A 12,708-nucleotide genomic window follows, 5' to 3' on the forward strand; every position below is an offset into this window, starting at 1 on the left:
GCCCGGCGGCTATCAGTCCGATAGCCCGTCGTCGGGGAGCGAGTACCTGTCCGCGAGATCGATCCGCGCGTCGGCGCGGCCGGACTCGTAGGCGGCCATCGTAACGATCAGCGTCCTGAACGCGTCTCGGACCGTGATCGGCGGGTCGGCCCCCTCGCGGACCGCCTCGGTGAACGCTTCGGCCTTGGTCTGTCGGCCGTAATAATCGAGGGACGGGTCGTGTTCGGTTCCTTCGGCATCGATCGTGTAGCCGGTGCGCTCGTTCCACTCCCGTCCCTCCAGGTAGACTGCACCGTCGTCGTCCCAGATGTGGATGTGCTCACGCGTACACGCGACGATACCCGTATCCGAGACGGTGGCCACCGCACCGTTCTCGAACTCGATGGTGATCGAGGACTGTTCGTCGAAGCGCTGCTCGTCGTCGTGAAACTGGACGGTGGCGTCGACGTGTGTCGGCGTGAGTCCGGTCACCCACAGGATCGCATCGATAACGTGCGACCCGACGTTCAGGAGGTGACCGCCACCGCTTAGCTCGGGGTCCATCCGCCAGTCGTCCATGGTTTCGTAGTACGACCGCCAGTCGTGGGTGATCTCGCCGGTGATGAACGTCGGGTCGGCGTCGCCCGCCGCCCACCGCTCGCGGGCCCTGATGAACGCGGGGTTCAGGTGCCGCTGATAGCCCAGCATCACCACCCGGTCGGTTTCCCGATCGCGCCGGTAGAGATCGCGGGCGTCCTCGACGGAGGTCGCCAGCGGTTTCTCGCAGAGTACGTGGAGATCCCGTTCGAGCGCGGCGACGGTCTGGTCGTAGTGGAGCCCGTTCGGCGTGGCGATCGCCGCCGCGTCGAGGGGGCCCTCGTCGAGCATCGTCTCGTAGTCCGTGTACCGATTCGACGGCGCTACCTCGAGTTCGGTGCCCGCGTCGGCCAGGTTCGCCTCGTCGATGTCGGCTATCGCGACCAGTTCGGCGTCGGAAACGCCATCGAACTGTCGTCCGAGTCGGACGCCGAGGCTACCGAGTCCGACGAGTCCGACGCGGAGAGCTGCTGATGAGTTGCCCATGTCGTAGTCACGCATACAGGCAAATAACCTATAATTGTTTTGTTCGATCGTTCTTCAGCGGACGAATATCGATAGCGGACGAAGCCGTAGAATCGACGTCAGGAGCGTTCGATCGTCACGTCGCTATCGGCTGCCACCTCGACGTGTTCGGCCAGCGAGCCGTGGTTTCCGGCGAAGGAAATCTCGTCGGTCTCCGACCCGCTCGCCTCCAGGAAGGGGCCGTCGGACTGCGGCGCGCAGCCACGTACTCGCGTTCGACCGACGTTCGTCAGGGAGACGGCCGGGGCGGACTGCGAGTCCGGTACCCGAAGGCCGTCGATCGTCACGTCCTCGGTCTCCTCGAACCGCATCGCCGGGCTGCCGGGCGTTCGGAGCCGGACGTCGGTAAACGAAATGTCGGCGATCGACTTGCAAAACAGGCCGTGGGTCTGCTCGTAGTCGTCGGCCATCGCGGGATCAAGGTCCGTCGCGTCGAGCGATCGGGTCGCGTCGATCCGGACGTCGGTAAACGAGATGCCCTCGAAGTACTGTTCGGGCAGGCCGGCGAAGAAGCCGGCGGTTTCGACCTCGCGGGCGGTGATGTTGGTGAAGGAGACGTTCCGGACCATCGGCGTCCCCTCGTCGATCGGTTCGGGATCGCTGTCGAGCGGTGTAAAGTAGTAGCCGTTGATGACGAACGGGCAGGCGGTCCGCCGCATGACGATGTTGGCAAAGCGGAGATCCTCGACGACGCCGCCGCGGTCGCGCCGAGTCTTTATTCGGACACCGCGGTCCGTCCCGGTGAACGTGCAGTTGGTGACCGTGACGTCTCGGACGTCGCCGGACATCTCGCTACCGACGACGATGCCGCCGTGGCCCGCCTCCACCGTACAGTTGGTCACGGTGATCTGGGAGGCCGGTTCGCCGACGTCTCGTCCTTCGCCGTTCTTGCCGGACTTGATACAGATCGCGTCGTCGCCCGCGTTGATGTACGTATCGCTGATCCGGACGTACTGCGAGGAGTCGATGTCGATCCCGTCGCCGTTGGGCGCGTCCGCGGGATTCTCGATGGTTACGTCGTGGATCGTGACGTTCTTGGAGTAGACGACGTGCGTGTTCCAGAACGGGGAATTTCGGAGGGTGACGCCCGAGACGCTGACGTTTTCGGAGTCGACGACCTGGAACAGCGGCGGCCGGTGGGTGAAACTGCTGACGTCGTCTTGCTTCTCGTTTCGCTCCTCGAACTCGGCCAGCCGTTCTCGAAGGCCCTCCGGGATCGCCGACTCGGGGGCATCGTAGAACTGCCACCAGTACTGACCGGTGCCGTCGATCGTCCCGCGCCCGGTGATCGACACGTTCTCGGCGTCGTCGACGAGCAGGCAGGGGTGGAATCCGACCTGCTCCCATCCCTCCCAGCGGCTCTCGACCGTCGGATACGCGTCGTAGTCGTCGACGAACTGTAGCGTCGCTCCCGCGTCCAGGTACAGGGTCGTGTGGTCGCCCACCCGCAGCGGGGCGGTCACGTACGTGCCCGGTGGAACGTACACAGTCCCGCCGGACTCGGCGCACTCATCGAGCGCAGTTTGAATCGCATCGGTGTCGGGATCGTTCGAATCGTCGATCGCGCCGTACTCGCGGATATCGAACCGGCCCGTGTTCGGTACAGCCATCGTCTGCTCATTCAGGAGTACGAACATAAACGTTGCGTCGGCGGCTACCCCGAACTTCCGGGACCGGCTCACCGGTTCGACCGATCGCGTCCTCGCCGTGACTTCCTTTTGCCGAGACGGGAAGAACGGACGGTGCGGGTCTCGCGTTCGGTGTCCGATCCGTCACCGACTGCCGTGCGTGCGATACGTCGACGGACGGCGGAGTTCCGTCCGAGCGATCGCCGAACCGGCGGCGCGATCGGACGGACTACCGCTATATACGCTCGCCGTCACCTCGAGAACTCGCCCGGTTCCCCGCAGCCGAATAGTTACGGCCATAGTATTGTAATCCTCTGGCCGAAATCATTACATCTGTATGGTTGTAAAACTCTTCTGTCGTCTTTCCACGGCCAGACGAACTGAATCGGAATTCGACGCTTTTGGGGCTATATACGCCAGTACGTTGGACGTGAGCGGTGTTCGCGAGAGAGAAATGGCGGGTTCGGGTGCGGAAACACTCCGCAAATGACGGGATAGTTGAATGTGCCCGCGGTGGGTGGTCGAAGTGGGAACGATCGTCGTTGCGACGCGACGGCGGCGATCGTCCGCCACTCCCGGTTCGGACGTCGACGGAACTGCAACAGGTACTCGGGTCGCTGATAGTTCCTTTCTCGGGAACAAACTTATATGAACGAAACGTATTGGGTTATCGTATGGCAAACACCCCCAAAAAACCAACCGGACGCCGGATCCGATCAGTAGAGATCGCGTTCACTATCCTCGACGCCGTCCGCAACCACGACGGCATCGGCGTGACCGAACTGGCCGACGAGCTCGGCCACTCGAAGAGCACGATTCACAGCCACCTCCAGACCCTCGAGAGTCAAGAGGTAATCGTTCGTCACGGCGACGGCTACCGGCTGAGTCTCCAGGTACTGGACATGGCAAACGACGTCCGCGATCAGATCGCCAACTACGACGTGATCGTCGATGAGGTGGACGAACTGGCGACCGAAACGGGGGAAATCGCTCAGTTCGGCCTCGAAGAGCACGGGAACGTCTCCTATCTCTACAAAGCGATGGGGAATCGCGCAGTCGAAACGGCATCACGCGCTGGCGGGAAACAGCCCATGTACTCGACCTCCCTCGGCAAGGCCATCCTCGCGTTTCTTCCGACCGACAGACGGGAATCTATCATCGATGATGCGGCGTTCGCTTCGAAAACGCCCAACACGATCACCGATGCGAGCAGACTCTACGAGGAACTCGAGGAGATCTCCGAGCGAGGGTACGCAACCGACGACGAGGAAAACATCGAGGGGCTCCGCTGCGTCGCCGCTCCCGTCCGAAACGAGCAAACGGTGCTCGGTGCGATCAGTATCACCGGCCCGGCCAGTCGGATCACGGACGACTACCTTCACGGCGAGCTCGCCGAGAGCGTCCAACGGGCCGCGAACGTCATCGAACTCAACACCAAGTTCTCGTAATGGCGGTTATCCGGGCCTCCACGCCAGCGCCGCGTCTGGACGCCCCGCAGACCGGCACGCGCGACCGGTCGTGCATCGGCTCGGCCGGTCGAATAGCCGTTCCGGCCGGGCGCACGATCCGGGGTGTCGGAGCGACAGAGCACATCATTTATGCCGTCGTGTTCTGTGCCTTCAGTTACCACACGATGACGGACAACCCGCGATACGAACCCCGCATCACGAACGAGACGCTCTACCTCGAACACGACCACCACCGCCTCGAGGTCGGATCGATGGAGACAGTCGTCGAGTTGGTCGGCGGCGAAACGTACACCCTCGAATACACCGACCGGCAGAGCGCAGCCGCGTGGCTGTCGACGGGCGACGACAATACGGTCACGTTCGACGTCCGCGAGGTCGTGGGTGAGATGACCCACACCCGGGATTTCGTCACGAACCTCGAGAATTGTCCGATCGACGAGACGGATGCTGACGGTGTTCCGAAGCGAACGGCGCTGTTCGTCGACCTCCTCACCGACATCTGGGAGTCGAAGGGGAACCTCGACGGGTAGCACAGCCGTCCCGCTGAGGTGGGACTCCGACAGCCGGTCGCTGCGGCTGCAGCTCGGACGCTGGCGGCTCGAGGCCGAATCCGGTCGCGGGTAGCCACGCCCCGCGACTGCCTGTTCTGTCACCACCAAAATATTAATGCGTTCGACCGCCACCGCATAGGTATGTTCGAGATCGAGGCGAGTGAGTCGCTCGCACGGCCTCCCGATTGGGCCGTGTTGCAACGAACGCTGCTCGAGACGATGGCCGACGCCGTCGATCGGTTCGCCGACGGGTACTTCGACGAGAGCGGCGAGCCCTACTGGCCTCCCGACGACCACGTCGGGATCGACGGCTTCGACGATCTGCTCGAGGGCTTTTGCAATTGGCCGCTTGTGTACGCGATGGGCGGCGACGAGCGGTTCCTCGAGCACGCGCGGGAGGCGTACGAGGGCGCACTGAAACGGGGTCGCGAGACCGAGACCCCGTTCGGGCATCCGATGGTCGTCGACGAGTTCGAGCAGTGTCGCGACTGGTTCCACCTGGGCGAGGGCAACCGCTTTATCTACAACATGGGTCTAGCGGCGCCGGACGACGAGACCGTCGTCGACCGGGCCGAGCGGTTCGCGCACCTCTACTTCGATGACGCGGACGTGAACAACTACGACGGCGAGAAACGGCTCGTTCGAGCGCCCCAGACCGGGAGCATGGGACCGGAGTACAGCGACCTGTCCGCCTTCGGTGACCGGTCGACCTTCGGCGGCTACGGCTCCGACTACCGCTGGGCGAGCCACGGACTCCCGTGGCGAGACACGGCGTTCGACGAAGCGGCCGAACTGCTCGACCCGGCGAACGAGGAGCGACTCTACGAGATCTACCGCGAGCGCTGTTCCCGTGGCGACATCCCCCTCAACCTCGGAATCACGAGCCTGATGACGAACGCCTACCTCCACACCGGCGACGACCGGTACCGGGACTGGGTGATCGAGTACCTCGAGGCCTGGCGCGAACGCACGGCCGAAAACGGCGGTATCATCCCCGATAACGTCGGGCTGTCGGGCGAAATCGGCGAGTACACCGACGGGAAGTGGTACGGCGGTTTCTATGGCTGGTCGTGGGGCGGCTGGCACTACGTCGGCATCGGACCGACGGTCGCCGCGGAGAACGCTGTCCTGCTGGATGGCAACCGGGAGTATCTGGCGTTCCCGCGCTCACAGCTCGACGTATTGATCGAGAACGGCATCGAGGTTAGCGAAGGCCCAGTCCACGACACGCTGTACGTCCCGCACAAGTACGGCGACCCCGGGGATTACCACTACGACGCGTCGGGCGTACTCACGGAGGACGACGGCGAGGTCCTGTGGCGCGACGGCTGGTACGAGTTCAAGCCCCACAGGGACGATCCGTACGCGTTCCACCTCTGGTATCTGTCCCTCGCCGAGGGCGATCGCGAGCGCGTCGATCGGCTTCGCGACTGGGGCAGCCAGGACTGGAAGCAGGTCGACTTCCGGACCTCGACCAAGCACGGCGCCGGCGAGGAATACGCCTGGCTGGCGTATCTCGACGGCGACTTTCCCGACTATCCCGAGCGACGCATGGAAGCCGCCCACGCCCACGTCCAGGATCGGCTGGCTCTCGTGCGCGAGGATGGCGGTGTTCCCGCCGATCTCGACGAGGACTACCTCCGCAATCGAAACCCGGTCTTTCACCGGGGGTTGCTCCAGCTCACGATGGGATCGCCACAACCCGTCTACTACGGCGGTCTCGTCATGGCACAGGTCCGCCACTTCGACGCCGAGCGCGAGCGGCCGGGACTCCCGCCGGGCGTCTCCGCCCTGGTCGAGGACGTGACCCGTGAGGGGGTCTCCCTCACGCTGGTCAACGGTGGCGGCACGGACCGCGAACTGATCGTGCAGGCCGGCGCCTACGGCGAACACGAGTTCGCGTCGCTCGAGTACGGCACCGAGCGCGCGCGGCCCGCGTCAAACGCGATCCGTGTCTCGCTCCCGAGCGGCTCCCGCGTCTCGCTGTCGGCGGCGCTCGATCGCTTCGTGAACGATCCGACCTACGCGGTTCCCTGTGAGTAGTTTACGTGACTCCCCATGTGACCGACCACGCCATCGAAACCGCCGAACGCGGTCGCTACCGGCAGCGGGCGTCCGCCGTCGGTACAGCGGTCGCTTCGATGGCCGTCGGACCGACGACCACCGACTCGGTGGGTGACGAATCGCTATGATCGAACTCGCGACGACCCTCGTCGCCGCGGCCGCATTCGGGAGCGCCATCGCGACGGACCTCGTAGCCGTTGCCGGCGTCGGTGTGCTCGTGTCGCTGTTGGTTCTCTCGGCGTTTTTCTCCTCGGCGGAGATTGCGATGTTCTCACTGGCTCACCATCGTATCGAGGCGCTCGTCGAGGACGGCGTCGCGGGTGCCGAAACCGTCCAGACGTTGCAAGCCGATCCCCACCGGCTGCTGGTGACGATCCTCGTCGGGAACAACCTCGTCAACATCGCGATGTCGTCGATCGCGACCGGGCTGCTGGCGATGTACCTCCGGCAGGGGGAAGCGGTGCTGGCGGCGACGTTCGGTGTGACGGCCGTCGTCTTGTTGTTCGGCGAGAGCGCACCGAAGTCCTACGCGATCGAGAACACCGAGTCGTGGGCCCTCTCGGTCGCTCGGCCGCTGCAGGCCTCGAAGTACGCGCTGTACCCGCTGGTCGTCCTGTTCGATCGGCTGACTCGCATCGTAAACAGCCTGAGCGGTGGCGGTACCGCCGTCGAATCGTCGTACGTGACCCGCGAGGAGATACGGAACCTGATACGAACCGGTGAGGACGAGGGGATCATCGAGGCCGACGAACGCGAGATGCTCCAGCGCGTGTTCCGGTTCAACGACACCATCGCGAAAGAGGTGATGACGCCGCGACTGGACGTCACTGCCGTCTCTCGAACAGCGACCGTCGACGAGGCCATCTCGAAATGCGTCGAGAGCGGCCACACTCGAGTACCGGTGTACAGAGGAACCCTCGATACGATCATCGGAACCGTCGAACTCAGCGACCTCGTCCGCGGCCGTCAGTACACCGGGTCGAGAGACGACACGCTCGAGACGGCCCTCGAGGACACGCTGCACGTCCCGGAGAGCAAGCACGTCGACGAACTCTTTCGAGAGATGTGCCACGAGCGCGTCGAGCAGGTCGTCGTCATCGACGAGTTCGGCACGACGGAGGGTATCGTCACGACCGAGGACATCGTCGAGGCCGTCGTGGGCGAGATACTCGATACGCGAGAGGACGACCCCATCGACATCGTCGACGAACGGACCGTCCTGGTCGACGGCGAGGTGAACATCGAAGACGTCAACGACGTCATCGGCGTCGAACTCCCGGAAGGCGAGGAGTTCGAGACGATCGCCGGCTTCGTGTTCAATCGCGCCGGCCGACTGGTTGAGCCCGGCGAAACGTTCGCGTACGAGGGCGTCGATCTGATCGTCGAGACCGTCGATACGACGCGCATCAAACGCGTTCGAATCTCCGAACGAGAGCCGTCGGCCGCCGTCGACGACACCGGCGCACCCGAAGCCGGTCGAGCGAGCGATCCGTGAGCCGCACGCTCGCCGCGAACGTGACGGTCGATACAGCCCGCTCGCGACGGTGCGGCCAGGAACCCGTCGCTGGCCGATCGCGGCGCGGTGTCAATTTCGGGTAGCCACACACCACTATCGAGGTGTGATATCGACGAACAGCGGCTCTCGACCGGTATATCGGGAGCGCTTCGACGCACCGATTTCATTTCTCGAGACAGAGGTCGTTCGACGTGTCGAACGACCGGTCCTCGCGTCCCCGAGTTGATGGCTCAGCACGAGCCCGTGAGATCCGTCTGTCCCACTCTCGGCTGGACCTCCCTGCCGCTTCGACTCTCCGCTACCGCGGCTGGTGAGTGCGTCGTGGATTCGGAAGACGACCATTGGAACGGCCCCAGAGCGGCGATAGGTCGCTCGAGGACTGGACGATGACCGTTCTCGTAAAAACGCAGGCCGAGGCGGATCGCCGCCGAACTACAGTTTAAATCACAGATCGAATACAAGTGCTGGTGGAAGACTATATATGTCTTCATATTATGTAATTATTTGAATACTTTGGCGTTATATGTCTGTGATTTTGGATATAGTTCACGCCTGGGGAGAGTAGGTTCATAGGTGGGAAAAACTGGAGTCTCCCAACGGGACACGTCGTGTAGTCATCCTTCTAGACGTGACGGGAGAACTATATGTAGTATTGTATCGAATGTGGTATCTATGGTATATGGCCTCTAATTGCCTGTGGTGGTCGAATCATTCTATAGGCGAGTATATTGGTTACTTGATAAATTTGCATTATGGAAACGCATTCCATCCAGTAGTTTGACCCCCCACACTCGCATCGGGAATGTGCTGCAACGCCAAATTTATTCTCCAGATTTCTAGTCACGAGTAACCGTCCGGGCTCCGTCTCCCGTCCGTTCGACCGTGAACAGGTCGTCGTCGGTCAGCACGGTCCGGACGCGGCCGTGCCAGGCCTCGGCGAACGCCGCTCGCTCCTCGGCAGTCGCCTCTCCGTCGATACACTTCCCGAGATACTGCGTGGTAGGCCCCGCATCCGGAACGTCACTGACGTGGTAGGTGACCCGGACGACGTCGTCCGTGTCCGATCGCTCGAACGAGAACGTCAGGCCGTCGGCCTCGAGGTCGTCGAAGTGCAGGTGATTCCTCCGGTCGCCGTACCCGCCGGCGAGTCCGCCGAAGCCGTCTTCCTCGGCTGCGCCCGTGACGTACGAGACGAGACGGGACATCACGCCGTAGGCGGCGTCGTCCTTCGGTCCGCCGGCCGTGACGACGATGTCGCTCCGGACCGGGAGTTCCGTGCCCGGGTACAGCGCCTCGAGGCCGAGCTGTGTGATTCGGTAGGCGCCCGCGGCGGTCGGACACGAGTGGCCGGCGGCGGTGACGACGTCCGCGTAACTGATCACGAACGGCTCACCCGGCTCGAGGACTGCTAGTGCCTCGGCGACGGGGTCTCGGATCCGAATCGGGTCGATCGCTTCGTAGTCGATACTCCAGTTCGTCTGGTTCGTATGCGTGGGCTGGCTCATGTGAATACACTCGTCTGATCGTCAGTATCGCAGTAGTCGCATTCCGTTGAGGATGACTAGCAAGACGCTCCCTTCGTGAACGAGCATGCCGCCGGCGAGGTGGACGGTGCTGGTCAGCACGCCCGCCAACAGCACGACTACGGTGAGGACGGCGAGCCCGACGTTCTCGTACACGTTCAACCGCGTCGCCTTACTCAGCGAGACGGCGTCGGGGATGCGCTCCAGGTCGTCGGCCATCAACGCCACGTCGGCGGTCTCGATGGCCGTATCCGTCCCGGCCGCGCCCATCGCGATCCCCACGTCGGCGGTCGCCAGTGAGGGCGCGTCGTTGATACCGTCGCCGACCATCGCGACGACGTGGCCGTCCTGTCGAACCGTTTCGATGGCGGTACGCTTGTCCTCGGGCAACAGCTCGGCGCGGTAGTCGTCGATACCGACCTCCTCGGCGACGGCGCGGGCGGTCCGCTCGTTGTCACCGGTCAGCATCACCGTCCGAACGCCCGCCGCTTCGAGGGTCCGGACGACGCCGGGTGCCGCGTCGCGACGTTCGTCGCGGAGCGCGATGACGGCGACGACGGTGCCGTCGCGGCACACGTGGACGGCCGTCTCGCCGGCGTTCTCTCGCTTGCGGACGTGCGCGGCGACTGCGTCGGGGATGTCGATCCCGCGGTCGTCGAGGAGCGCGCGGTTGCCGACGACGATCTCCGTCCCGTCGGCGTGTGCGACGACGCCCTTCCCCGCGACGACGTCGAAGTCGTCGGGGTCGGGGATGCGCGCTCGAGAGACGACGCTTCCGCCGTCCGTCGCGGCGCCATCCTGCGAATCGCGGTTCCGGGCGGCAGTGCGGATGGCATCGGCGAGGTGGTGCTCGCTGCGCTTCTCGGCGGTCGCGGCCAGGCGGAGCGCCGCTTCCGGATCGAAGTCGAATCCCTCGACGTTCGCGACGGCCGTTTCCCCCTTCGTGAGCGTCCCGGTCTTGTCGAACGCGACCAGATCGATCTTCCCCGCGCGCTCGAGGTGCTCGCCCCCCTTCAGCAGGACGCCCTTGCGAGCGGCGTTCCCGATGGCGGAGACGATGCTCACCGGCGGCCCGATCACCAGCGCCCCGGGGCAGCCGATGACCAGTAGCGTCAGCGAGAGCAGCGGGTCTCGCGTGACGGCGTAGGCGACGACTGCAAGCAGGATGATCGCGGGCGTGTAGTACGTCGCGAATCGGTCGATAATACGCTCGGTCGGGGCGCTCTCCTCTTGGGCTTCCTCGACGCGGCGAATGATGCGCTGGAGCGTGGTGTCCGTTCCGGAACCGGTCGTGCGGACGTCCAGCGCGCCCTCTCGATTGACCGTCCCGGCGTACACCTCGTCACCGTCGGCTTTGTGGACGGGGGCGCTCTCACCGGTGACGGGTGCCTGATTGACGGCGCTTTCACCGTCGACGACCACGCCGTCGACGGGCAGCTTCGCGCCGGGGCGAACGACGACGACCTCGCCCTCCTCGACCTCGCGGGCGGGGACCTCGACTTCGTTCCCGTTCCGGCGCACGATCGCGGTGTCGGGCGCCATCTCGAGGAGGTCCTGCAGCGCGCTGCGCGTCTTGCGCATCGTTCGCCCCTCGAGGTAGCTGCCGAGGCTGAACAGGAAGACGACGGCGGCGGCCTCCCAGTACTCGCCGATGGCGATCGCGCCGATGGCGGCCACCGTCACCAACGTCTTGATGCCGACGGTCCGGCTTCGGAGCTCGTGAGTGGCCGTCTTCGCGATGTCGTACCCGCCGACGATCGTGGCGAGAATCAATATGCCGGCGCTGGCCGCGTCGACGGACGCGACGGCGCCGAGGCTCCAGCCGCCGACGTACAGCAGCCCAGTCGTCCCGGTGACGATGGCCGTGCGGTGGTTTCGAACGTACCGTGGAAGATCCATGAGAGAACTCTCGATTACGCGGGCCGGGGTGAGTAGCCCTGATTCTCGATTGCGGTCTGGAAGTCGTCCGGGGTGGCGAGCTCGGGGTCGTATTCGATCTCGACGCGACCCGTCGTGTAGTGGACGGTGACGTCCCTGACGCCGGTTCGCTTCTCGAGCGCTCGTTCGACCGTGCTCGCACAGGTCGGGCAGTCGAAGTCCATCACGCGGAGTTGAGTGGTCGTGGTCATGGGTTCTTTCCGGCTGAGTCTACACGCCGGGTCGCCTAAAGTATTGTTTATATGATGTATTTGGATACAGATACGACCGATGCCACCGGTTCAATGGATCGTCTAGCGGGTTCGGACCAATGCCTAAACCCCCCGAGACTGTACCGTTACCGCATGACCGAGTTTGGTGCCGACGTGCAGTTGCGCGATATCGCCGTCCGGGACACCGACGTCTCCGACGCAGTCGACGAGCCGGTTCGGGCGACGATCCTCGACATGCTGACCGACGACGCCCTGACCGTCACGACGATCCACGACCGGCTCGCCGCCCGCGGCTACGAGCGGACCGAAAACACCGTACGCCACCACGTGAACGAACTGCGCGACGCCGGGCTCGTCGAGGTGGCCCGGCTCGAGGAGCGCCGCGGCGGGACCGCGAAGTTTTACCGCGCGAATACCATCGTCCTCTCCTATTCGGTTCCCGAAAGCGCCGAAAACCGTCTCGACGAGATGGCCGCATCCATCGCGCCGGGCGTCGGCGAACTCGTCGAAGACGTGCGTGAGGAGTACGACGACGAGCTGGCCGAAATCGTCGACGAAATGGCCCCGTGTACGCACTGTCGCACGCAGAAGTACGAAACGTACCTCCTGTTGACCGTGTTACGCCGGGCGTTCGTCGACACGCTGTGACCTGTCGGGAGGACACTTGGCGACCGAGCGGAATTCGGGTTCGTGGGTAGTGAGTGAG

10 protein-coding genes are annotated in these 12,708 nt (G+C 64.2%); 5 read left to right on the forward strand and 5 right to left on the reverse strand.

Annotation, left to right across the window (positions count from 1 at the left end; translation table 11 throughout):
• Positions 1-12: 12 nt before the first annotated feature.
• Together BMX07_RS17765 and BMX07_RS17770 are read right to left on the reverse strand one after the other, a co-directional pair.
• On the reverse strand, positions 13-1,077 hold the full coding sequence (locus BMX07_RS17765) for a Gfo/Idh/MocA family protein (RefSeq protein WP_090620453.1): 1,065 nt from the start codon (positions 1,075-1,077) through the stop codon (positions 13-15).
• Between the two features lie 83 nt (positions 1,078-1,160).
• Positions 1,161-2,711, reverse strand: a complete 1,551-nt coding sequence (locus BMX07_RS17770; protein ID WP_090620712.1) for a glycoside hydrolase family 28 protein — start codon at positions 2,709-2,711, stop codon at positions 1,161-1,163.
• 692 nt (positions 2,712-3,403) lie between these two features.
• On the opposite strand from BMX07_RS17770, the gene BMX07_RS17775 reads away from it, so the two are divergent.
• From BMX07_RS17775 to BMX07_RS17790, 4 genes are all read left to right on the forward strand, one after another.
• A complete protein-coding gene (locus tag BMX07_RS17775) occupies positions 3,404-4,177 on the forward strand; it encodes an IclR family transcriptional regulator (RefSeq protein ID WP_090620455.1) in 774 nt (257 codons plus the stop codon).
• A 185-nt stretch (positions 4,178-4,362) separates the two neighbouring features.
• On the forward strand, positions 4,363-4,728 hold the full coding sequence (locus BMX07_RS17780) for a hypothetical protein (protein WP_090620714.1): 366 nt from the start codon (positions 4,363-4,365) through the stop codon (positions 4,726-4,728).
• A gap of 162 nt (positions 4,729-4,890) precedes the next feature.
• The gene (locus tag BMX07_RS17785) at positions 4,891-6,792 is read left to right on the forward strand and encodes a DUF8034 domain-containing protein (protein WP_090620457.1); all 1,902 of its coding nucleotides are present in this window, start codon (positions 4,891-4,893) and stop codon (positions 6,790-6,792) included.
• Between the two features lie 145 nt (positions 6,793-6,937).
• Complete coding sequence (locus BMX07_RS17790; protein ID WP_090620459.1) at positions 6,938-8,308, forward strand: hemolysin family protein; 1,371 nt, start codon at positions 6,938-6,940, stop codon at positions 8,306-8,308.
• A gap of 857 nt (positions 8,309-9,165) precedes the next feature.
• Here BMX07_RS17790 and BMX07_RS17795 read toward each other — a convergent pair.
• The 3 genes from BMX07_RS17795 to BMX07_RS17805 are packed head-to-tail and all read right to left on the reverse strand — an operon-like array spanning position 9,166 to position 11,981.
• Entirely contained in the window at positions 9,166-9,834 is a 669-nt protein-coding gene (locus BMX07_RS17795) for an FmdE family protein (protein WP_090620461.1), read from the reverse strand.
• Between the two features lie 21 nt (positions 9,835-9,855).
• Complete coding sequence (locus BMX07_RS17800; protein WP_090620463.1) at positions 9,856-11,751, reverse strand: heavy metal translocating P-type ATPase; 1,896 nt, start codon at positions 11,749-11,751, stop codon at positions 9,856-9,858.
• Between the two features lie 14 nt (positions 11,752-11,765).
• Positions 11,766-11,981, reverse strand: coding sequence for a heavy-metal-associated domain-containing protein (locus tag BMX07_RS17805; RefSeq protein ID WP_090620465.1), 216 nt, complete (start codon positions 11,979-11,981; stop codon positions 11,766-11,768).
• 153 nt (positions 11,982-12,134) lie between these two features.
• On the opposite strand from BMX07_RS17805, the gene BMX07_RS17810 reads away from it, so the two are divergent.
• Positions 12,135-12,650, forward strand: coding sequence for a winged helix-turn-helix domain-containing protein (locus BMX07_RS17810; protein WP_090620467.1), 516 nt, complete (start codon positions 12,135-12,137; stop codon positions 12,648-12,650).
• Positions 12,651-12,708 lie beyond the last annotated feature (58 nt).

It is taken from the genome of Natrinema salaciae (assembly GCF_900110865.1).
Classification (GTDB): Archaea; Halobacteriota; Halobacteria; order Halobacteriales; family Natrialbaceae; genus Natrinema; species Natrinema salaciae.

Coding starts and splice junctions, on each gene's coding strand:
- BMX07_RS17765 (WP_090620453.1), bottom strand. CDS start 1,077: ATGCGTGACTACGACATGGGCAACTCATCAGCAGCTCTCCGCGTCGGA.
- BMX07_RS17770 (WP_090620712.1), bottom strand. CDS start 2,711: ATGGCTGTACCGAACACGGGCCGGTTCGATATCCGCGAGTACGGCGCG.
- BMX07_RS17775 (WP_090620455.1), top strand. CDS start 3,404: ATGGCAAACACCCCCAAAAAACCAACCGGACGCCGGATCCGATCAGTA.
- BMX07_RS17780 (WP_090620714.1), top strand. CDS start 4,363: ATGACGGACAACCCGCGATACGAACCCCGCATCACGAACGAGACGCTC.
- BMX07_RS17785 (WP_090620457.1), top strand. CDS start 4,891: ATGTTCGAGATCGAGGCGAGTGAGTCGCTCGCACGGCCTCCCGATTGG.
- BMX07_RS17790 (WP_090620459.1), top strand. CDS start 6,938: ATGATCGAACTCGCGACGACCCTCGTCGCCGCGGCCGCATTCGGGAGC.
- BMX07_RS17795 (WP_090620461.1), bottom strand. CDS start 9,834: ATGAGCCAGCCCACGCATACGAACCAGACGAACTGGAGTATCGACTAC.
- BMX07_RS17800 (WP_090620463.1), bottom strand. CDS start 11,751: ATGGATCTTCCACGGTACGTTCGAAACCACCGCACGGCCATCGTCACC.
- BMX07_RS17805 (WP_090620465.1), bottom strand. CDS start 11,981: ATGACCACGACCACTCAACTCCGCGTGATGGACTTCGACTGCCCGACC.
- BMX07_RS17810 (WP_090620467.1), top strand. CDS start 12,135: ATGACCGAGTTTGGTGCCGACGTGCAGTTGCGCGATATCGCCGTCCGG.